This is a genomic window from Pseudoxanthomonas sp. CF385 (genome assembly GCF_900104255.1).
Classification (GTDB): Bacteria; Pseudomonadota; Gammaproteobacteria; order Xanthomonadales; family Xanthomonadaceae; genus Pseudoxanthomonas_A.
Window position 1 is genome coordinate 1809626 of the sequence record NZ_FNKZ01000001.1, and the last position, 17210, is coordinate 1826835.

The 17210-nt window shown below is 67.7% G+C and carries 18 protein-coding genes; 12 read left to right on the forward strand and 6 right to left on the reverse strand.

The annotated features are described in order from the left end of the window. Nucleotides 1–50: 50 nt before the first annotated feature. A complete protein-coding gene (folE2, locus tag BLT45_RS08410) occupies nucleotides 51–983 on the forward strand; it encodes a GTP cyclohydrolase FolE2 (protein ID WP_217629538.1) in 933 nt (310 codons plus the stop codon). A 218-nt stretch (nucleotides 984–1201) separates the two neighbouring features. Here folE2 and BLT45_RS08415 read toward each other — a convergent pair whose 3' ends face one another. Genes BLT45_RS08415 through yidD form a run of 3 tightly spaced genes read right to left on the reverse strand, consistent with a single transcriptional unit; the run spans nucleotide 1202 to nucleotide 3671 of the window. Continuing rightward, nucleotides 1202–2017 (reverse strand): M23 family metallopeptidase, encoded by an 816-nt coding sequence (locus tag BLT45_RS08415; protein WP_254771850.1) that lies wholly within the window; start codon nucleotides 2015–2017, stop codon nucleotides 1202–1204. 44 nt (nucleotides 2018–2061) lie between these two features. Next, a complete protein-coding gene (locus BLT45_RS08420) occupies nucleotides 2062–3408 on the reverse strand; it encodes a dihydroorotase (RefSeq protein ID WP_093297358.1) in 1347 nt (448 codons plus the stop codon). Then, on the reverse strand, nucleotides 3408–3671 hold the full coding sequence (gene yidD, locus BLT45_RS08425; protein ID WP_093297360.1) for a membrane protein insertion efficiency factor YidD: 264 nt from the start codon (nucleotides 3669–3671) through the stop codon (nucleotides 3408–3410). The genes BLT45_RS08420 and yidD overlap by 1 nt, the downstream gene beginning before the upstream one ends. Before the next feature lie 96 nt (nucleotides 3672–3767). Between yidD and dksA the strand changes: the two genes are divergently transcribed. Then, nucleotides 3768–4868 carry an RNA polymerase-binding protein DksA gene (gene dksA, locus BLT45_RS08430; RefSeq protein WP_093298760.1) on the forward strand — a complete coding sequence of 367 codons (1101 nt, stop codon included), beginning with the start codon at nucleotides 3768–3770 and terminating at the stop codon, nucleotides 4866–4868. A gap of 71 nt (nucleotides 4869–4939) precedes the next feature. Here dksA and BLT45_RS08435 read toward each other — a convergent pair whose 3' ends face one another. From BLT45_RS08435 to cysS, 3 genes are read right to left on the reverse strand one after another with little or no spacing between them, the layout of a single operon-like run. After that, nucleotides 4940–6181 carry an MFS transporter gene (locus BLT45_RS08435; protein ID WP_093297362.1) on the reverse strand — a complete coding sequence of 414 codons (1242 nt, stop codon included), beginning with the start codon at nucleotides 6179–6181 and terminating at the stop codon, nucleotides 4940–4942. After that, nucleotides 6178–6615, reverse strand: coding sequence for a SufE family protein (locus BLT45_RS08440; RefSeq protein WP_093297364.1), 438 nt, complete (start codon nucleotides 6613–6615; stop codon nucleotides 6178–6180). Before BLT45_RS08440 ends, BLT45_RS08435 begins: the two co-directional genes overlap by 4 nt. 46 nt (nucleotides 6616–6661) lie before the next feature. Next, nucleotides 6662–8053, reverse strand: coding sequence for a cysteine--tRNA ligase (gene cysS, locus BLT45_RS08445; protein WP_093297366.1), 1392 nt, complete (start codon nucleotides 8051–8053; stop codon nucleotides 6662–6664). Nucleotides 8054–8192: 139 nt separating this feature from the next. Here cysS and BLT45_RS08450 point away from each other — a divergent pair, with 139 nt between their 5' ends. The 10 genes from BLT45_RS08450 (at nucleotide 8193) to BLT45_RS08495 (ending at nucleotide 17203) form a co-directional block, all read left to right on the forward strand. Continuing rightward, nucleotides 8193–8693 carry a hypothetical protein gene (locus tag BLT45_RS08450; protein WP_093297368.1) on the forward strand — a complete coding sequence of 167 codons (501 nt, stop codon included), beginning with the start codon at nucleotides 8193–8195 and terminating at the stop codon, nucleotides 8691–8693. Between the two features lie 261 nt (nucleotides 8694–8954). Further along, nucleotides 8955–9959 (forward strand): N-acetylornithine carbamoyltransferase, encoded by a 1005-nt coding sequence (locus BLT45_RS08455; protein WP_093297370.1) that lies wholly within the window; start codon nucleotides 8955–8957, stop codon nucleotides 9957–9959. Between the two features lie 30 nt (nucleotides 9960–9989). Continuing rightward, nucleotides 9990–11186, forward strand: coding sequence for an argininosuccinate synthase (locus tag BLT45_RS08460; RefSeq protein WP_093297372.1), 1197 nt, complete (start codon nucleotides 9990–9992; stop codon nucleotides 11184–11186). 13 nt (nucleotides 11187–11199) lie between these two features. Further along, nucleotides 11200–11640: a GNAT family N-acetyltransferase gene (locus tag BLT45_RS08465; RefSeq protein WP_093297375.1), complete on the forward strand. Its 441-nt coding sequence runs from the start codon at nucleotides 11200–11202 to the stop codon at nucleotides 11638–11640. Further along, nucleotides 11637–12725: an acetylornithine deacetylase gene (locus BLT45_RS08470; protein WP_093297377.1), complete on the forward strand. Its 1089-nt coding sequence runs from the start codon at nucleotides 11637–11639 to the stop codon at nucleotides 12723–12725. Before BLT45_RS08465 ends, BLT45_RS08470 begins: the two co-directional genes overlap by 4 nt. Before the next feature lie 34 nt (nucleotides 12726–12759). Next, nucleotides 12760–14079 carry an acetylglutamate kinase gene (locus BLT45_RS08475; protein ID WP_093297379.1) on the forward strand — a complete coding sequence of 440 codons (1320 nt, stop codon included), beginning with the start codon at nucleotides 12760–12762 and terminating at the stop codon, nucleotides 14077–14079. 1 nt (nucleotide 14080) lies between these two features. Next, nucleotides 14081–14701: a GNAT family N-acetyltransferase gene (locus tag BLT45_RS08480; RefSeq protein WP_093297381.1), complete on the forward strand. Its 621-nt coding sequence runs from the start codon at nucleotides 14081–14083 to the stop codon at nucleotides 14699–14701. Beyond that, nucleotides 14698–15660: an N-acetyl-gamma-glutamyl-phosphate reductase gene (gene argC, locus BLT45_RS08485; RefSeq protein ID WP_093297384.1), complete on the forward strand. Its 963-nt coding sequence runs from the start codon at nucleotides 14698–14700 to the stop codon at nucleotides 15658–15660. Before BLT45_RS08480 ends, argC begins: the two co-directional genes overlap by 4 nt. After that, on the forward strand, nucleotides 15657–16949 hold the full coding sequence (gene argH / locus BLT45_RS08490; protein WP_093297386.1) for an argininosuccinate lyase: 1293 nt from the start codon (nucleotides 15657–15659) through the stop codon (nucleotides 16947–16949). The genes argC and argH overlap by 4 nt, the downstream gene beginning before the upstream one ends. Then, nucleotides 16946–17203, forward strand: a complete 258-nt coding sequence (locus BLT45_RS08495) for a YciI family protein (RefSeq protein ID WP_093297389.1) — start codon at nucleotides 16946–16948, stop codon at nucleotides 17201–17203. The genes argH and BLT45_RS08495 overlap by 4 nt, the downstream gene beginning before the upstream one ends. Nucleotides 17204–17210 lie beyond the last annotated feature (7 nt).

The following is a 17210-nucleotide window of genomic DNA, read 5'->3' on the forward strand; positions in this document are numbered from 1 at the left end:
ATTCGGGGCAGGGGGTACAATGCGCGGCATCCACTCCCCCGTGCATGACGATGACTTCCTCGCTCCCCGTGGCGCCTCGCGCCGACCTGCCTGACGTCGCACACCAGCGCGTGCCGCTGGCGCGCCCGCTGGACTGGGTCGGCATGGAGAACATCGCGTTGCCGGTCCGCATGCCGGACGGGCAGGGTGGGCAGCTGCAGGTGGCGGCCAGCGTCGACCTGTCGGTGAACCTGGCCAACGCCGATGCGCGCGGTATCCACATGTCGCGGCTCTACCTGGAGCTGCAGGACGGCTTGGCGCGCGAAGCCATCACTCCCGCGGGCCTGCGCCACCTGCTGCAGACCAGCGTCGATTCCCAGGCAGGCTTGGCGACGCAGGCCCGCCTGCGCATCCGTTACGAGGCGCTGCTGCAACGCAAGGCCTTGGAGAGCGACTACGCCGGCTGGAAGCGGTACCCGGTCGAGATCGAGGCGACGTTGGCCGACGGCCATCTCGTGCTCGCGCTGTCGTTCGCGGTCGAATATTCCAGCACCTGCCCGGCGTCCGCCGCGCTGTCGCGCCAGGCCAATGCCGAGCGGTTCGCGGAGGACTTCGCGGCGGCGCATCCGCTGTCGGTCAACGTGGTGCACGATTGGCTCGCTTCCGAGCGCGGCCTGGCCGCCACGCCGCATGCGCAGCGCAGCCGGGCCAGCGTGCGCGTCGAGTTGCGACCGCAGTTCGACGAACTCCCGCTGGTGGCGCTGGTCGATGCCCTCGAGGCCGCACTGGCCACGCCGGTACAGACCGCGGTGAAGCGCGTGGACGAGCAGGCCTTCGCCCGGCTCAATGCCGAAAACCTGATGTTCTGCGAAGACGCTGCCCGGCGCGTGGCGTCGGTGCTCGCCGGCGATCCGCGCATCGCCCGTTACGACGCCACCGTGGCGCACTACGAGAGCCTCCACCCGCACGACGCGGTTGCCCGTGTGAGCGGTTGCAACGACTGAGGCCTCGGTTGCCGGATGTGGGAGCGACGTGAGTCGCGATCGCTCTCAAAGCCAAAGCTTCGCGACTCACGTCGCTCCCACGACAGCAGGGTGGGTCATCTCCCGCGTTCGAGCACAAGCAGCGGGTCGATGCGCACGTCGAACCGCGCCCACCAGCATCAGAAGCGTCATGGGCCATCAACGCGCCGCAGCGCGTCCGTGGGGCGAACAACGGGTTTCTACTTCCCGCGTTCGAGAACGAGCAGGGGGTCGATGCGGGTATCGAACCAGTTCATCCCCCAATGCAGATGCGGCCCCGTCGCGCGGCCCGTGGCGCCGACGGCGCCGATCACCTGTCCGGGTTCGATGCGGTCGCCCACCTTCACGTCGATGCGCGACAGGTGCAGGAAGTTCGAACTGATGCCATACCCGTGGTCGAGCAACACCGTGCCCCCCGTCAGGTAGAGGTCCGGCGCCGCGAACGTCACGACGCCACCGGCCGGCGCCTTCACCGGCGTGCCGGTCGGCGCGGCGATGTCCATCCCGGAGTGGCCGGCGCCGGGCTGCCCGTTGTAGACGCGCGCATTGCCGAACCGACCGCTGATGCGGCCTTCCACGGGCCATTGGAACGGCACCGCGAAGTCGGTGCGTTCGTCATCGCGCAGGCGCGCGGCGGTCACCAGCGCCTGTTCACGCTCGATCCGGGCGGCGATCTCGGGCGGTGGATTGACGGTCTTCGGCGGCACGCCATTGACGTGCTCGACGGGCCAATCACGCGGGGTGACGGTGATTTCGGCGACAAGCTCCGCGACATCGTGGCGGGGAGGGCCAGGGAGGATCACGCCGATCCGTATGGGTCCCTGTTCGTCGCGACCGACACCGAATACGACGGTGCCATAGCCGCTGACCCGCAGCGTCCGTGCTCCATAGTGCACGGAGCTGCCGGGCGGCACCTTGCCGAAGACCAACGCTCCTTGGGACACGCTAGTAGGGAAGATCACGCGTTGGTCGGTCGCCGGCGCGATCAAGGCGTCCTGCGCCGCCACGCGCGGCATGCCGCCCATGCAGATCGCGGCGAGCAGCGCCGCGACCGCCGCCTTCAACGTGCGAACTCCAGGCGCTGGCCGTTCGGCGTGCCGACCAGATGCTCGCCATTCCAGACCATGCGGCCGTTGACCCAGGTAGCGCCGATCCGCGAATGGAAGGTGCGGCCCTCGAACGGCGACCAGCCCACCTTGGACAGCACGTCTTCGCGCTTCACGGTGAACGGCTCGTCATCGATCAGGACCAGGTCAGCGAAATAGCCTTCGCGCAGGTAGCCGCGTTCCTTCACGTCGAACAGCTGCGCGGGCGCGTGGGCGAACTTCTGCACGACGCGGGTGACGTCCATGCGCTTCTCGTGCACCAGCTCCAGCGCGGCGACCAGCGCGTACTGCACCAGCGGCAGGCCGGACGGTGCCTGCACGTAGGGCTTTTCCTTCTCTTCCAGCGTATGCGGCGCATGGTCGGTGGCGAGCACGTCGATCACGTCGTCCACCAGCGCCTTAATCAGCGCCTCGCGGTCGCTGGCGTCCTTGATGGCGGGGTTGCACTTGATCAGGTTGCCCAGCGCCGCATAGTCCGCGCGGTCGAAGCGCAGGAAGTGGATGCAGGTTTCCGCGGTGATCCGCTTGCGCGCGCCATCCGCGTGCACCAGCGGGCCGGGCGTGAACAGCGCCAGCTCGTCGGCGGTGGAGATGTGCAGCACGTGCAGGCGGGTGCCGTGTTTGCGCGCCAGCGACATCGCCAGGCGGGTGGACTTGATGCACGCCTCGCGGCTGCGGATGTCCGGGTGGTGCTCGGCACTGAGCGCATCGCCGTACCTGGCCTGGAACGCCGCCAGGTTGGCGTCGATCATCGGCGTGTCTTCGCAGTGGGTGATGATTGGCGTCGGCGCCTCACGGAAGATCGCGTCCAGCGTGTCGGGGTTGTCGACCAGCATGTTGCCGGTGGAGGCGCCCATGAACACCTTGATGCCCGGCGCGGTCTTCGGGTCCAGCGTGCGGATCGCTTCCAGGTTGTCGTTGCTGGCGCCCATGTAGAAGCCGTAGTTGCCCCAGGCGCGGCCCTTGGCCCGCTGGTACTTGTCCTCCAGCGCCGCGGCGTCCAGCGTCGGCGGGCTGGTGTTGGGCATGTCCATGAACGTGGTCAGGCCGCCGGCCACGGCGGCGGCCGATTCGGTGGCCATATCGCCCTTGTGGGGCATGCCCGGTTCGCGGAAATGCACTTGGTCGTCGATCATCCCCGGCAGCAGCAGGCGTCCGGCCGCGTCGATCACGGTGTCCTCGCCCTGGGGCCGGATCTCGGCGGCGATGCGGGCGATGCGGCCGTTCTCGATCCGCAGGTCACCCTCGGTGACGCGGCCTTCGTTGACCAGGCGGGCGTTGACGATGACGGTGGCGGGCATCAGGGGTTCCTGGAAGGGCGGGGGGAGGGGGCGTGCGCGTGGCCGCACGACGACGGTACAGGATCGTGGCCGCCGGGGTGGAGCGGATGGCAGCGGCCGATCCGGCGGATCGCCAGCCAGCCGCCTTTCAGCGGACCGAACCGGCCGATCGCCTCCATGGCGTACTCCGAACAGGAGGGCACGAAGCGGCAGCGAGGGCCCAGCAGCGGGCTGATGAAGCGCTTGTATCCCTTCAGCAACAGGATGAGCAGGCGGGAGAGCATGTGCCCGATGATACCCCGTCGGGTTGCCGCTGCCTCCCGGGTAGGCTATAAAAGCGCGCTTTCCCGATGCTCGGGAAGAACAAGGAAGCGCTGTTCGTGGCTGCAAAGAAACCTGCGAAGAAGGCCGCCAAGGCCGCCAAGAAACCCGCTCAGACCGTCGCCAAGAAGCCTGTCGTGAAGAAGGCTGCTGCCAAGAAACCGGCCCCGAAGCCGGCGGCCAAGAAGGCGGCTCCCAAGCCTGTCGCCAAGAAGCCTGTCGCCAAGAAGGCGGCGGCACCGGTGAAGAAGCCGGCTGCCAAGCCGGTGGCGAAGAAGGCCGCACCGGTCAAGAAAGCGGCGGCCAAGCCCGCACCCGCCAAGAAGCCCGTACCGGCCGCCAAGGCGCCCGTCGCCAAGGCTGCGCCCGTGAAGGCGCCGGCGAAAGCCACGAAGCCCGCTCCTGCCAAGCCCGCACCGAAGCCTGCCGCCAAGCCGGCTCCGGCAAAGTCCGCCCCCACCGCGGCTGCGACCAAGTCCCCCGCTCCGGCGCCTGCCCCCAAGGCAGCTGCCGTGGCTCCGGTTCCCGCCGCCAAGGTTCCGTCCCCCCCGAAGCCTGTGCCAGTCCCGAAATCAACTAGCAAATCCGCCAAAGCGCCGACCCCCGCCGCAGCTCCCGTGAGCACCCGTCCCGCCGTCACTCCTCGCCCCGTGGGCAAGGTCGCGGTGGCCGTGGCCGCCAAGCCTGCCGCGCCGGTCGTGCGCGGCAAGGTGAAAGAAGTGCCCTACAAGACCGACGAAGCCACCGGTCGCCCGATCGTGCCGACCGGCTACAAGCCCTCGCCCGAAGAGGAGTACATGAGCGCGTTGCAGCTCGAGTACTTCCGCCAGCGCCTGCTCCAGTGGCGTGGCGACCTGGTCGAGGAATCCAAGCAGACCATCGAGAACCTCAAGGATGAAGTCCGCGACATCGGCGACGAAGCCGAGCGCGCGACCCGCGAGACCGAGAACTCGCTGGAACTGCGTACCCGCGACCGCTACCGCAAGCTGATCGGCAAGATCGACAGCACGCTGAAGCGCCTGGAAGGTGGCGACTACGGCTACTGCGTCGACACCGGTGAAGAAATCGGCCTGGATCGCCTCGAAGCGCGCCTGACCGCCGAGCGCACCATCGACGCCCAGGAGCGTTGGGAACACCTGCAGAAGCAGCAGGGCGACTGAGTTCCGCGTTCTCCTGATATGGAAAACCCCGCCTCGGCGGGGTTTTTCTTTTTCCGGATACGGCTTGCCGGCTACTGGAGCTCGCGCAGGTCGAGGCGTCGCAGGCGAGGCGCCTTCCATGCCGTGACGCCGGCAACGGACAGGATCGCAAAGCCCCCGATGATGACCGCGGGTACCAGGCCGAGCAGCTTGGCCATCGTGCCGGCGTAGAACGCGCCGAGTTCGTTCGACGAACTGACGAAGATGCCGTTGATCGACGACACGCGCCCCCGCATCTCGTCCGGCGTGGACAGCTGCAGGATGGTCGAGCGGACGACCACCGACACGCCATCGCACATGCCGTAGAACAACAGGATGCCCGCCGACAACCAGAAGCTGCGCGACAGGCCGAACGCGATCACGCTCAGGCCGAAACCCATCACCGCGAACAACAGGACGCGGCCGGCGTGTTTCTGCAGCGGGTGGCGCGCCAGCCACAGGCCCACGCAGACCGAGCCGGCTGCCGGCATCGCGCGGAGGATGCCCAGGCCTTCCGGGCCGTAGTGGAGGATGTCGTGGATGAAGGCGGGCAGCATGGCCACCACGCCGCCGAGCAGCACGGAAAACATGTCCAGCGCCATGGCGCCGAGCATGATCTGGTTGCTCAGCACGAAGCGCGCGCCCTGCGCGATGCTCGCGAACACCGGCAGGCTCACGGCGGGCGGCCCGGGCTCTTCCACCTTCAGCCGGGCCAGCACGGTGGCGGCCAGCAGGGCGAACACCACGGCGATGGCGTACGACAGCGTCTTGCCGCCGAACCCCACCAGCACGCCGCCCAGCGCCGGCCCGGTGACGAGTGCGGCCTGGAAGATCACGCTGCCCAGACCGGCTGCGCGCACGAAATCCTCGCGAGGCAGCACCTTGGCGAACAGCGCGTTGTAGACGGGACTGAGGAACGAGCGCGCCATGCCGGTCAGCGCGATCGCCGCATAGATCGGCCACGTCCCGTTGAAAGGCAGCCAGCCGGCGGACACGGCCACCAGGATCACGGCGGTGGTCGCCAGCGCGGCGCACGCCACCATGCCTACGCGCCGCCGCGGCAGATGGTCGACCAGATAGCCGGCAAACGGTGCGACGCAGAAGAACGGCAGGACTTCGGCCAGGCCCACCAGGCCGAGCGAGAAGGTGTCGCGGGTCAGTTCGTAGATATGCCAACCGACGGTGACGGCGACGATCTGGTACGACAGCAGCGCGCAGATGCGGTACGCCAGCACCGCCGCATAGCCGCGGTTACGCAGCAGCGAGAAGGCGGAAGGGGTCGGGCCGTCGTTCACTTTGCGTTGGCGGCCGTCTCGCGGATGAAGGCCAGCAGCGAGGCCAGGCCGTTGCTGCGGGTGGGCGAGAGGTGCTTGGCCAGGCCGATGTCGGCGATGTAGTCCGGCGTGGTCTCCAGGATCTCCGCGGCCGAGCGACCCGAATACACGCGCAGGGCGAGAAAGATCAGTCCGGAGACGATCGCCGAATCGCTGACGGCATGGAAATCCAGCTTTGCCGCATCGCCTTCGGGCACGATCCAGACCATCGACTGGCAGCCGAGCAGGCGGTGCTCCTCGCGTTTCCAGTCGTCCGGAAACGTCGGCAGCTTGCGACCCAGGTCGATCAGGTACTGATAGCGTTCGGACCAGTCGCCGAAGAAGGCGAATTCGTCCTTGATGGCCGCCTGCGCATCGGCGGCGGTCGGTTCGAGCGGGAAGATCGTGTCGGTCATGGGGGTTCCGGGAGCGCGGCGTCGCCGGCTCCCTGATGGGGATGGATCAGGCGCGCTTCCAGCGTACGCCCTGCGGCGTGTCTTCCAGCAGGATGCCTTCGGCCGCCAGCTGGTCGCGGATCGCGTCGGAACGGGCGAAGTCGCGCGACTGCTTCGCGGCGGCGCGCTCGTCGATCAGGCCCTGGATACGGGCATCGTCGTCGCTGGACGTGCCGCGGGCGAACCAGGCGGCGGGATCCTGCTCGAGCAGGCCCAGCACGCGCCCAGCACCGAGCAGTTCGCCCTTCAGGCGCTCACGGTCCTGCGCCGTCGTCGCCTTGCGGGCGTCGGCGGCGATGCGGGCGATCTCCGCCAACGCCAGCGGCGTGTTGAGGTCGTCGTCCAGCGCATCCTCGATGGCCTGCGGCGTCTGCGCCGGTGCGGCGACATCACCCAGATCGCGCAGGGTGCCGTACAACCGGTCCAGCGTGTTCTTCGACTGCTCCACCAGCGCCTCCGACCAGTCCAGCGGCTGCCGGTAGTGCGCGGAGAGCAGGGCGTAACGCAGCGCTTCGGGCGGATGTTGCTGAAGGAGATCGTGGACCTTCTCGATGTTGCCCAGCGACTTGCTCATCTTGGCGCCGCCGAAGTTCAGCATGCCGTTGTGCAGCCAGAAGCGGGCGAAGGTCTTGTGTGAGCCGTCGGCGTGCTTGTGCGCGCATTCGCTCTGCGCCACTTCGTTCTCGTGGTGCGGGAACTGCAGGTCCACGCCACCGGCGTGGATGTCGATGGTCTCGCCGAGGTGCGCGGCAGCCATCGCCGAGCACTCGATGTGCCAGCCCGGGCGGCCGAGGCCCCAGGGCGAGTCCCAGCCCGGCAGGTCGGGCGTGGAGGGCTTCCACAGCACGAAGTCGCCGGGATCGCGCTTGTAAGGCGCCACCTCGACGCGGGCACCGGCCAGCATTTCGTCCGGATCGCGGCGCGAGAGCTTGCCGTACTCGGCGAAGCTGCCCACCGCGAACAGCACGTGGCCTTCGGCGGCATAGGCGTGCCCGCCGGCGATCAGCTGCTCGATCATCGCGATGATGTGCGGAATGTGGGCGGTCGCGGCCGGTTCGATGTCCGGGGAGAATTCGTCCGTCACGCCCAGCCCGGCCATGTCTTCGCGGTACGCCGCCGCATAGCGGTCGGTGATGGCGGAGATCGCCACGCCCAGCTCCTTGGCCGCCGCGTTGATCTTGTCGTCCACGTCCGTGATGTTGCGCGCGTAGCGCAGCCGGCCGTAGCGCCGCCGCAGGAGGGCGGCCAGCACGCCGAACACCACGGGGCCGCGCGCGTTGCCGATGTGGACGTAGTTGTAGACGGTGGGCCCGCAGACGTACATCGTCGGGCAGGCAGGATCGAGCGGCGCGAACGGCTCGACCCGGCGCGTCAGGTTGTTGTGCAGGCGCAGGGTCATGGGCGTGGGGCAGGGGATACCCGGTCGATTCTACCGTCTGCGCTCCCTGCGGACACCGGGTCGGTCCGGCGCCCGATGTTCAGCCCCACTCAAGGCGCGATGCCTACACTGTGACACCGGGATACCACTTACAGGCCACATGCACCGCTTCCGCGCCGCCCTTTTCCTGTCCTGCCTGCTGGCCTGCGCCCCGTTGTTGGCGCAGGAGCGGGTGATCCCGACGGAGAACGTGCGGCTCGATTACGCCCAGGTGCTCAGCGTGGAGCCGGTGTACCAGACCCTCAGGGCCACCCGCACCGAGCAGCGCTGCGACGAGGTGCCCGCGGTCAAGCCCGAGCCGGCGACCCGCGAGGAAGAAAGCCGCTGGTCGAAGATGGTCAGTTCGGTGAAAGGCTGGTTCGGGAGTGATGAGGCCTCCGCCCCGCCAGTGGCGCCGCCGGCCAGCACGGTCCGGACCAATTGCAGGGCCGTGCCGGTGGAACGTGAGTTCCAGCGGCCCATCGCCTACGACGTGGACTACATCTACAAGGGCGTGAAGTACCGCTCCCGCCTGGCCGAGGATCCCGGCAACCGCCTGCGGATCCGTGTGTCGGTGGTGCCCTACGTCACCCCGATGCAGCCCGCCGCCAGCACGCCCTGAGTGCTGCCACCCTCCGAAGGTAGCCTTGCGCTGCGCCGCAGCACATGCGAGCATTCGCGGCCATGAAGATGAACGCACACGCCCATGCAGCCAGCGCGGCCTCCCAGGCCTCGAGCATGACGTCGCGTGCCCGTCGACCGGAATCCTGCATCTAGCTGGGTACCCCGGACGTCGTCGCTTGTTCACCGGAACCCAGCCAGAGGCTGGGTTTTTTCGTTTCTGACCTCCGCAATGCCACATTCCCGAAACCAGGATGCCGTAATGAAGCACTTCTTGAACACGCAGGACTGGAGCCGCAGCGAACTGGACGCCTTGCTCACGCAGGCGGCCCTCTACAAGCAGCACAAGCTGGGTGATGCGCTGAAAGGCAAGTCGATCGCGCTGGTGTTCTTCAATCCTTCGATGCGTACCCGTACCAGCTTCGAGCTGGGCGCGTTCCAACTGGGCGGCCACGCGGTCGTGCTGCAGCCGGGCAAGGACGCATGGCCCATCGAGTTCAACCTGGGCACGGTGATGGATGGCGACACCGAGGAGCACATCGCCGAGGTGGCCAAGGTGCTCGGCCGCTACGTGGACCTGATCGGCGTGCGCGCATTCCCGAAGTTCGTCGACTGGGCCTACGACCGCGAAGACATCGTCCTGAAGTCCTTCGCCAAGTACTCGCCGGTGCCGGTGATCAACATGGAGACGATCACCCATCCCTGCCAGGAGCTGGCGCATGCGCTGGCGCTGCAGGAGCACTTCGGCACGTCCGACCTGCGCGGCAAGAAGTACGTGCTCACCTGGACCTACCATCCCAAGCCGCTGAACACCGCGGTCGCCAATTCCGCGCTGACCATCGCCACCCGCCTGGGCATGGACGTGACCCTGCTGTGCCCGACCCCGGACTATGTGCTGGATGAGCGCTACATGGGCTGGGCCGAGCAGAACGTTGCCGAGAGCGGCGGCTCGCTGCGCGTCAGCCACGACATCGAGAGCGCCTACCGCGGTGCCGACGTCGTCTACGCCAAGAGCTGGGGCGCCTTGCCGTTCTTCGGCAACTGGGAGCCCGAGAAGCCGATCCGCGACCAGTACAAGCACTTCATCGTCGACGAAGCCAAGATGGCGCTCACCAACAACGGCGTCTTCAGCCACTGCCTGCCATTGCGCCGCAACGTGAAGGCCACCGACGGCGTGATGGACTCGCCGCAGTGCATCGCCATCGACGAAGCCGAGAACCGCCTGCACGTGCAGAAGGCCATCATGGCCGCACTGATGCAGCAGTAATCCCACCGAACCCGAACAGAACGCACCCCCATGAACCAGTCCAAAGACATCGTCCTCGCCTTCTCCGGCGGCCTCGACACCAGCTTCTGCGTACCTTATCTGAAGGAGCGCGGCTGGAACGTGCACACCGTGTTCGCCGACACCGGCGGCGTGGATGCCGAAGAACGCGCCTACATCGAACAGCGCGCCGCCGACCTGGGCGTGGCCAGCCACGTCACCGTCGATGGCGGTCCCGCGATCTGGGACGGCTTCGTCAAGCCGTTCGTGTGGGCGGGCGAGGGCTACCAGGGCCAGTACCCGCTGCTGGTGTCCGACCGCTACCTGATCGTCGACGCCGCGCTGAAGCGTGCGGCCGAGCTGGGCACGAACGCGATCGCGCACGGTTGCACCGGCATGGGCAACGACCAGGTGCGCTTCGACCTCGCCGTGAAGGCCAGTGGCGATTACCGCATCGTGGCGCCGATCCGCGAGATCCAGAAGGAACACACGCAGACCCGTGCCTACGAACAGGCCTACCTGGAAGAGCGCGGCTTCGGCGTTCGCGCCAAGCAGAAGAGCTACACCATCAACGAGAACCTGCTGGGCCTGACCATGTCCGGCGGCGAGATCGACAAATGGGAAGCGCCGGGCGAGGGTGCCCGCGGCTGGTGCGCGCCGCGCGCCGAATGGCCGGTGGAGCCGCTGCGCGTCAAGGTCGGCTTCAAGAACGGCGAAGCTGTCAGCCTGGACGGGCAGGCCATCGGCGGCGCCGCGCTGCTGGCGAAGTTGAATGCGCTGTTCGCGCCGTACGGCGTGGGCCGCGGCGTATACACGGGCGACACCGTGATCGGCCTGAAGGGCCGCATCGTGTTCGAGGCGCCCGGCCTGGTGTCGTTGCTGGCCGCGCACCGCGCGCTGGAAGAGACCGTGCTGACCAAGCAGCAGAACCGCTTCAAGCCCGAGATCGCGCGCAAGTGGGTCGAGCTGGTGTACGAAGGCTTCTACCACGATCCGCTGAAGGCCGACCTGGAGGCGTTCCTGCAGTCCTCGCAGGCCACCGTCAACGGCGAGGTGGTACTGGAGACCCGCGGTGGCCGCGTCGATGCCGTGGCCGTGACCTCGCCGCACATCCTCAATGCCAAGGGCGCGACGTATGCACAGTCCGCCGACTGGGGCGTGGAGGAAGCGGAAGGCTTCATCAAGCTGTTCGGCATGAGCTCGACCCTGTGGGCCGAGATCAACCGCTGACCGGAACGCCACGATGAGCGCCCTGCGCATCAGCACGGACAAGGCGGAGCTGGATCTGCCGCTGATCCATCGTTTCCTCTCGACCCAGGCCTACTGGAGCCAGGGCATCCCCGAGGAGACGGTGGCGCGCGCGGTCGCGGGCTCGCTGTGCTTCGGCGGTTATGTCGAAGGCGTGGGACAGGTGGCGTTCGCGCGGGTCGTCTCCGACTTCGCGACGTTCGCCTATCTGGCCGACGTGTTCGTGCTGCCGGAGCATCGCGGTCGCGGCTACAGCAAGGCCCTGGTGGCCGAGGTCATGGCGCACCCGCAGTTGCAGGGGCTGCGCCGTTTCATGCTGGCCACGTCCGATGCGCACGGGTTGTACACGCAGTACGGCTTCGCCACGCCGGCCAAGCCGCAGACGCTGATGGAAGTGTCCAAGCCGGACATCTACACCGAGGCCAACACCGCATGACCTTGCTCGCGACCACGCTCAAGCACCTCGAAGCGCTGGTGTCGTTCGACACCCGCAACCCGCCGCGCGACATCGGCACCGGCGGCATCTTCGACTATCTGCGCGCCCAATTGCCGGACTTCCAGGTCGAGGTCATCGACCATGGCGCCGGCGCGGTGACCCTGTTCGCCGTGCGCGGTCAGCCCCGGCGCGTGTTCAACGTGCATCTGGATACGGTGCCATCTTCGCCCGCGTGGAGCGCCGATCCGCACACCCTGCGCATCGAGGGCGACCGCGCCATCGGCCTGGGTGCCTGCGACATCAAGGGTGCGGCGGCGGCGCTGGTGGCCGCGGCGCAGGTGACCCAGGGCGATGCGGCGTTCCTGTTCACGACCGACGAGGAGGCGAACGACGCGCGCTGCATTGCCGCCTTCCTCGCCCGCGACCATGGCTTCAGCGAAGCGATCATCGCCGAGCCGACCCAGTGCCAGGCGGTGCTCGCGCATCGTGGCATCAGCGCCGTCCGCATGGCGTTCAAGGGCCAGGCCGGGCACGCGTCCGCCGAGAACGCCCTCACGCTCAGCGCGCTGCACAACGCGATGCGCTGGGGCACGTCAGCGCTGGATTTCGTCCAGGCCCAGCACCACCTGCGTTTCGGCGGACTGACCGGCCTGCGCTTCAACATCGGCCGGGTGGAAGGCGGCATCAAGGCGAACATGATCGCGCCCAGCGCGGAAGTCCGCTTCGGTTTCCGTCCGCTGCCCTCGCAGGATCCCGCCGAACTGCACGCCACGTTCCACGGCTTCGCCAACACCGATGCGCTGGCCGAGTACGAAGAGACCTTCCGCGGCCCTTCGTTGCCGTCCGGTGACGTCGCCCGCGCCGAAGAGCGTCGGCTGGCTGCGCGCGACCTGGCCGACGAACTCGGCCTGCCGATCGGCAATGCCGTCGACTTCTGGACCGAGGCGTCGCTGTTCTCCGCCGCCGGGCTGACCGCCTTCGTCTACGGCCCCGGCGACATCGCCCAGGCGCACACCGCCGATGAGTGGGTCGCCCTGGACCAACTTAAGCGGTACGCCGAGAGCGTCGCCCGCATCCTCGCCTGATCCACGTACCCCGAACACGCATCGAAACGACACGATGGAATCCAACAAGCAAACCCGTCAGACCATCATCCGTCTGCTGTCCAGCATGGCCAGCGCGAAGGAGATATCGCAGTACGTCAAGCGTTTCTCCCAGCTGGACGCCAAGCGCTTCGCCGTGGTCAAGGTCGGCGGTGCGGTGCTGCGCGACGATCTCGATGCGCTGACGTCCTCGCTGACGTTCCTGCAGGAAGTCGGCCTGACACCGATCGTCGTGCACGGTGCAGGACCGCAGCTGGACGAAGAGATGACCGCCGCGGGCATCACCAAGCAGACCGTCAACGGCCTGCGCGTGACGACGCCCGAAGTGCTGGCCATCGTGCGCAAGGTGTTCCTGCAACAGAACCTCGCCTTGGTCGAGGCATTGCAGCAGGTGGGTGCGCGCGCGACCTCGATCGTGTCCGGCGTGTTCGAGGCCGAGTTCAAGGACCAGGCCACCTACGGACTGGTAGGCGACGTCACCCGGATCAACCAGGCGCCGATCGAGGCCAGCCTGAAGGCGGGTTCCATTCCGGTGATCGCCAGCATGGGCGAAACCGTGGGCGGGCAGATCCTCAACATCAACGCCGACTTCGCCGCCAACGAGCTGGTGCAGGTCCTGCAGCCGTACAAGATCATCTTCCTCACCGGTACCGGCGGCCTGCTGGACGCGGAAGGACGCGTGCTCGATTCGATCAACCTGTCGACCGAGTACGACGAGCTGATGGCGCAGCCGTGGATCAATGGCGGCATGCGGGTGAAGATCGAGCAGATCAAGGATCTGCTGGACCGGCTGCCGCTGACCTCCTCGGTGTCCATCACCAAGCCGGCGGAACTGGCCAAGGAGCTGTTCACGCACCGCGGTTCCGGCACGCTCGTGCGCAAGGGTGAACGCGTACTGCGCTTCGAAGGTGGTTGGGAAGGCGTGGACCTGCCGCGACTGAAGACGCTGATCGAATCCAGCTTCGGCCGCACGCTGTTGCCGGACTATTTCGAGCGCACCACGCCATACCGCGTCTACATCAGCGAGAACTACCGCACCGCCCTGATCCTCACGCAGGAGGAAGGGTTCGCCTATCTGGACAAGTTTGCCGTACTCGACGACGCGCAGGGCGAGGGCCTCGGCCGCGCCGTGTGGCATGTGATGCGCGAAGAGAATCCGCAGCTGTTCTGGCGTTCGCGCCACAACAACCAGGTCAACATCTTCTACTACGCCGAGTCCGACGGCTGCTACAAGCAGGAGAAGTGGAAGGTGTTCTGGTACGGCATCGAGGATTTCGCCGACATCGAACGCTGCGTCGCGCACTGCCGCACGCGCCTGCCCACGTTGAAGGACTGACATGGCCGCCGCACTCCCCACTGCCTGGCAGCAGGTACCGGTCCTGACGGGGCGTCATGCGCGCCTCGAACCGATGTCGTCCGACCATGTCGAGGGCCTGCGCGCCGCCTTGGCGGGCGATGAACTGGCTGCGCTGTGGTTCACGCAGGTGCCGAAGGCCGCCGATGCGGCGGACTACGTGGACGCGGTGCTGGCGGCGCAGGCCGACGGCCGCGTGCTGCCGTTCGTGGTGCGGGATGCCGCTGGCCGTGTCGTCGGCAGTACCCGGTTCTACGGGCTGGAAGCGGACGTGCCCAAGCTCAGCATCGGTTACACCTGGTACGCGCCCAACGTGCAGCGCACCGGCATCAATACCGAGACCAAGCTGTTGTTGCTTACGCATGCGTTCGAGACGCTGGGCTGCATCAGCGTGGTGTTCGAGACCAGCTGGTTCAACTACCGCTCGCGCGCGGCGATCGCCCGGCTCGGGGCGAAGCAGGACGGTGTGCTGCGCAACCACAAACGCCATACCGACGGCTCGCCGCGCGACACCGTCGTCTTCTCTATCATCGACGGCGAGTGGCCGGCGGTGAAACGCAACCTGCTGGCGAAGCTCGCCCGGCACGATCAGGACGTCCCATGAGTACCCCGAAGACCGTCGGCATCGTCGGCGCCCGCGGCCATACCGGCGCGGAGCTTATCCGCCTGATCGCCCGCCATCCGCAGCTCGAACTGGCGTTCGTGTCCTCGCGCGAGCTCGACGGGCAGAAAGTCAGCGACCATATCGAAGGGTTCACGGGCGAGCTGCGCTACGAGAACCTGAGCCACGAGCAGGTCGGCGCGAAGGGTGCCGACGCCGTGATCCTGGCGCTGCCCAACGGCAAGGCCGGCGACCTGGTCGCGGCGCTCGATGCGCAAGCCCCCGACACGATCATCGTCGACCTGTCGGCGGACTACCGTTTCGATCCGCACTGGTACTACGGTCTGCCGGAATTGACCCGACAGGACTATGCCGGCCAGACGCGGATCAGCAATCCGGGCTGCTACGCCACGGCGATGCAGCTCGCGATCGCACCGCTCCTTGGTCGCTTGGCGGGCCCGCCGCAGTGCTTCGGCGTCTCTGGTTACTCTGGCGCAGGGACCACGCCGTCGGACAAGAACAACACCGAGCTGCTGCGCGACAATCTGATGCCGTATGCGCTTACCGACCACATGCATGAGCGCGAGGTCAGCCGCCACCTGGGTGTGCCGGTCGAGTTCATGCCGCATGTGGCCCCGCACTTCCGCGGCATCACGATGACGGTCAACCTCTGGCTGCAGCAGGCGGCCAAGGTCGAGGACATCCGCGCGCGCTATCGCGAACGCTATGCGGGCGAGCCGCTGGTCCGCGTGCTGGACGAAGCCCCGTGGGTCAGTCGGATCGCCGGCCGGCACGGCGTCGAGATCGGTGGCTTCACCCTGGCGCCCGGCGGCAAGCGCCTGGTCGTGGTCGCGACCCTCGACAACCTGCTCAAGGGCGCGGCGACGCAGGCGATGCAGAACCTCAACCGGGCCTTCGGGTTCGACGAACTGGACAGCATTCCGCAGGAGACGACGGTATGAGCGACCTGTTGTGGCAGAAGCCGGGCGTAGCAGTGGACGCGGAGATCCAGCGTTTCCTGGCCGGCGACGACGTGGTGCTGGACCGCGAGTTCTTCCTGCACGACATCCAGGCCAGCACCGCGCACGCGGAAGGCCTGCAGCGCATCGGCATCCTCTCGGGCGACGAGCTGGCCGGCCTGAAGCGCGAACTGGCGGTGCTGGCGGACGACTTCCGTCGCGGCGATTTCGTCCTGGACGAGCGCTTCGAAGACGGGCACTCGGCCATCGAGGCGCGCCTGACCGAGCGCCTGGGCGATGCCGGGCGCAAGATCCACACCGGGCGCAGCCGGAACGACCAGATCCTCGTCGCCACCCGGTTGTGGCTGAAGGAGAAGCTCGCGCGCGTGGCCGTGCTGTCGCGCGAAGTGGCCAAGGTCGCGCTGGACCGTGCGCTCGCCGAACGCGATCTGCCGATTCCCGGCTACACGCACATCCAGCGCGCCGTGGTGTCGTCCGCCGGCATGTGGTGGGCGGGCTGGGCGGAAGCCTTCATCGACAACACGGTGCGCGCCCGCGATACGCTGAAACTGGTGGACGCCAATCCATTGGGCACGGCCGCCGGCTACGGCGTCAACCTCAAGCTGGACCGCGAACACACGACCGCGGCACTCGGTTTCTCGCGCATGCAGGTCAGCCCGATCTATGCGCAGCTCTCGCGGGGCAAGTTCGAACTGGCTGCACTCGAAGCGCTCGGTGGCGCGACCCTGGACCTGCGCCGCATCGCCTGGGACCTGTCGCTGTTCACCAGCGCGGAATTCGGTTTCGTCGCGTTGCCCGCTCAGTACACCACGGGCAGTTCCATCATGCCGAACAAGCGCAATCCCGACGTCATCGAGCTGATGCGCGCCACCCACGCCAGCGTCGCGGCTGCGCGGATGGAGATCGAACAGCTGCTGTCGCTGCCGTCCGGCTACCACCGCGACCTGCAGGCCAGCAAGGGCGCGATCTTTCATGGTTTCGGCCGCGGCTTGCCGGCGCTCGAACTGCTGCCCGCGCTGCTGGCGAACCTGGAGTGGCGCGAAGACCGCCTGCGTGCGGCGATCGATTCGGGCATGTACGCCACCGACGTGGCCGTGGAAGCGGCCGTGGCCGGCGTGCCGTTCCGCGAGGCCTACAAGGCCGCGGCGGCATCCGCGGACAGCGCGGGGCAGGGCCGCACGCCCGAGGGCAGCCTGGCGGCGCGGGTGTCGCCGGGTGCCGGTGCCGACCTCCGCCTGGATGCACTGGCGGCGCGCTGGAATGCGCTATGAGGCGCTACCTCGTCATGGCGATGCGTCGACCCACGTTCGACGAGGGCGTGGTCGCCCCGCACCTGGCGTTCCTCGACGAACTGCGTGCCAGCGGACACCTGGAGATGACCGGGGGTTTCAGCGACAAGACCGGCGGCGCCTACGTGCTCGTCAACGTCGACTCGCTGGAGCAGGCCCGTGCGATCGCGGCACGCGATCCCCTCGCGACCCAGGGCACGTCCGACCTCACCGTCTACGAATGGAACACACGCTGAGCTGATC

What these genes read in the sequence shown, in the direction of transcription:
- folE2 (WP_217629538.1), top strand. Translation starts at nt 51, where the DNA reads ATGACTTCCTCGCTCCCCGTGGCGCCTCGCGCCGACCTGCCTGACGTC.
- BLT45_RS08415 (WP_254771850.1), bottom strand. Translation starts at nt 2,017, where the DNA reads ATGCCGCGCGTGGCGGCGCAGGACGCCTTGATCGCGCCGGCGACCGAC.
- BLT45_RS08420 (WP_093297358.1), bottom strand. Translation starts at nt 3,408, where the DNA reads ATGCCCGCCACCGTCATCGTCAACGCCCGCCTGGTCAACGAAGGCCGC.
- yidD (WP_093297360.1), bottom strand. Translation starts at nt 3,671, where the DNA reads ATGCTCTCCCGCCTGCTCATCCTGTTGCTGAAGGGATACAAGCGCTTC.
- BLT45_RS08440 (WP_093297364.1), bottom strand. Translation starts at nt 6,615, where the DNA reads ATGACCGACACGATCTTCCCGCTCGAACCGACCGCCGCCGATGCGCAG.
- cysS (WP_093297366.1), bottom strand. Translation starts at nt 8,053, where the DNA reads ATGACCCTGCGCCTGCACAACAACCTGACGCGCCGGGTCGAGCCGTTC.
- BLT45_RS08450 (WP_093297368.1), top strand. Translation starts at nt 8,193, where the DNA reads ATGCACCGCTTCCGCGCCGCCCTTTTCCTGTCCTGCCTGCTGGCCTGC.
- BLT45_RS08455 (WP_093297370.1), top strand. Translation starts at nt 8,955, where the DNA reads ATGAAGCACTTCTTGAACACGCAGGACTGGAGCCGCAGCGAACTGGAC.
- BLT45_RS08460 (WP_093297372.1), top strand. Translation starts at nt 9,990, where the DNA reads ATGAACCAGTCCAAAGACATCGTCCTCGCCTTCTCCGGCGGCCTCGAC.
- BLT45_RS08465 (WP_093297375.1), top strand. Translation starts at nt 11,200, where the DNA reads ATGAGCGCCCTGCGCATCAGCACGGACAAGGCGGAGCTGGATCTGCCG.
- BLT45_RS08470 (WP_093297377.1), top strand. Translation starts at nt 11,637, where the DNA reads ATGACCTTGCTCGCGACCACGCTCAAGCACCTCGAAGCGCTGGTGTCG.
- BLT45_RS08475 (WP_093297379.1), top strand. Translation starts at nt 12,760, where the DNA reads ATGGAATCCAACAAGCAAACCCGTCAGACCATCATCCGTCTGCTGTCC.
- BLT45_RS08480 (WP_093297381.1), top strand. Translation starts at nt 14,081, where the DNA reads ATGGCCGCCGCACTCCCCACTGCCTGGCAGCAGGTACCGGTCCTGACG.
- argC (WP_093297384.1), top strand. Translation starts at nt 14,698, where the DNA reads ATGAGTACCCCGAAGACCGTCGGCATCGTCGGCGCCCGCGGCCATACC.
- argH (WP_093297386.1), top strand. Translation starts at nt 15,657, where the DNA reads ATGAGCGACCTGTTGTGGCAGAAGCCGGGCGTAGCAGTGGACGCGGAG.
- BLT45_RS08495 (WP_093297389.1), top strand. Translation starts at nt 16,946, where the DNA reads ATGAGGCGCTACCTCGTCATGGCGATGCGTCGACCCACGTTCGACGAG.